Genomic DNA, 512 nt, shown 5'->3' with positions numbered 1-512 from the left:
GGCGGTGGTAGGTGCGGGCGAGTCCGGTGCCGGCGATGTAGAGCTCGCCGGTGACTCCGGGTGGGACGGGGGTGAGGTGGTGGTCGAGGAGGTGGAGGGTGGTGTTGGCGATCGGCCGGCCGATCGGCGGCGTGGTGTTCTGGTCGGTGAGGGTGGTGGCGGTGGACCAGATGGTGGTTTCGGTGGGTCCGTAGAGGTTGGTGACGGTGGTGGCGTGGTGGGTGAGGGTGGTGGCGAGGTCGGTGGGGAGGGGTTCGCCGCCGGTGAGGACGTGCAGTCCGGTCAGAGTGCTCGGGTCGTGGGTGGTGAGGATGCGCCAGAGGGACGGGGTGGCCTGGATGTGGGTGGCGCGGTGGGTCCGGGCCAGGGTGGTGAGCGCGGCGGGGTCGCGCGCGGTGTCGGTGTCCGCGAGGACGACGCAGGCGCCGTTGAGGAGCGGGAGGTGGATCTCCAGTCCGGCGATGTCGAAGGCGATGGTGGTGACGGCGAGGAGCCGGTGGCCGGGCCGGAGC

Annotated in this window: 1 protein-coding gene; it reads right to left on the bottom strand. The window is 71.9% G+C overall.

The window, feature by feature from the left end:
* Nucleotides 1-512: AMP-binding protein (locus NX801_RS30620; RefSeq protein WP_258791231.1), on the bottom strand; the 512-nt coding region annotated here is incomplete at both ends.

Origin of the sequence: Streptomyces pyxinae (assembly GCF_024756275.1) — a bacterium.
GTDB classification, from domain to species: Bacteria; Actinomycetota; Actinomycetes; order Streptomycetales; family Streptomycetaceae; genus Streptomyces; species Streptomyces pyxinae.
This window is presented reverse-complemented; position numbering and strand designations above follow the sequence as displayed.